Source organism: Streptomyces recifensis (genome assembly GCF_002154615.1).
In the GTDB taxonomy this organism is placed as follows: Bacteria; Actinomycetota; Actinomycetes; order Streptomycetales; family Streptomycetaceae; genus Streptomyces; species Streptomyces griseoluteus.
Genome location: NZ_MUNH01000859.1, coordinates 1 through 1,321, shown reverse-complemented (window position 1 = coordinate 1,321; position 1,321 = coordinate 1). Strand labels below are relative to the sequence as shown.

The 1,321-nt window shown below is 74.1% G+C and carries 2 protein-coding genes and 1 pseudogene; all 3 read right to left on the bottom strand.

Annotated features, from left to right (window positions below; all coding sequences use genetic code 11):
- A pseudogene (locus CCN33_RS30385) lies at positions 1-318 on the bottom strand (class F sortase); the annotation flags it as partial.
- Between the two features lie 12 nt (positions 319-330).
- Positions 331-924, bottom strand: coding sequence for a hypothetical protein (locus tag CCN33_RS30380; RefSeq protein ID WP_167387990.1), 594 nt, complete (start codon positions 922-924; stop codon positions 331-333).
- Positions 925-1,041: 117 nt separating this feature from the next.
- On the bottom strand, positions 1,042-1,321 hold a 280-nt coding region (locus tag CCN33_RS30375; protein ID WP_167387989.1), incomplete at its 5' end, for an HAD hydrolase-like protein.

Here is a 1,321-nt window from a genome sequence, read left to right as displayed (position 1 = left end):
GTACCAGCCGACCACCCCCGGCTGGTCGAAGGGCGGCGGGTCGATGCCGCCCCGGCTGTCCAGCCCGCGCTTCACCACCGGTGCCTGGATGGCGAGTTGGGGGATGTCGACGCGCTGCGGGACGGAGTCGGGCAGGGGGGTCGCCGGGGCGGGCAGGGCGATGTCGCCGACGCCGGCGATGTCACCGTGCGTGGTGCCGGCCGGGCCGTCCGGCAGCCCGGTCACGTCACGGCCCCAGAGCCAGAGCCCGAGCAGCAGCACGGCCCAGGCCACGGCCGTGACCGTCCGGCCCGTGGCGCGTCCCTGCTCCTCGGCCATCCCGTCGCCCGCTCAGCCGTCGTTCCGGCTCCGGCGGGACCGGAGCGCCCCCACCGTGACCGCCGCGCAGCCGGCGAGGGCCAGCCCGGTCAGCGCCTGGGCCGCGCCGGGTCCTGACCCGGTGGGGGCCACGGTGGCGAACAGGGTGCTGGTGTCCGCCCCGGAGGCCGTACCGCCGCCGCCCGCGTGGACCGGGGCGACCGGGGAGGGGCCGGTGTCCGGCCCGGAGTCCGCGTCGGGGCCGGTGCCCGGCCCGGACTCGTCGACGCTGATCCGGCTGGTGAACGAATAGTCGGCGCAGGTGATCCGCACGTCGTACGCGCCCGCCTTGAGGGAGGTGCGCACCCGGGTCTGCCCGGACAGGTCCCCCTGGCCGCCGGTCAGCCGGGCGTCCGAGACGAACGCGTCGGAGACCGCCGTGCCCTGCGAGGCCGTGCAGCCGCGCACCCGCAGCGACACGTCGGTGCCGGGCAGCGGGACGGCCGGGGCCAGGGTGAGCCCGCCGGTGCCGTGCGTACCGCCGCCGTCCGCCGCGTGGGCGACCGCCGGGGTGAACGCGGTGGCGACGATGATTCCGGAACAGAGAGTGAGGCGAAGTGAGCCCATCGTGAACCTCCAGATAGTGGGAGGTTCTCCCGTCCGGTGCGCACCCGCATCCGGACAGGGCGTCCGATTGCTCCGTACGGGTGGGACCGGGTTTGAGGCTCTCGGTATCGCCCCAGCTCAGACGAGGTCCACGAGGTCCGCGATGGAGTCGACGACCTTGGACGGGCGGAACGGATAACGGTCGATCTCGGCCGCCTGGGTGACGCCGGTGAGCACCAGGAAGGTCCGCATGCCGGCCTCCAGTCCCGCGAGTACGTCGGTGTCCATGCGGTCACCGATCATCGCGGAGGTCTCGGAGTGGGCGCCGAGCACATTGAGGCCGGCCCGCATCATCAGCGGGTTGGGCTTGCCGATGAAGTACGGCTTCTTCTTCGTCGCGGCGGTGATCAGCGCGGCG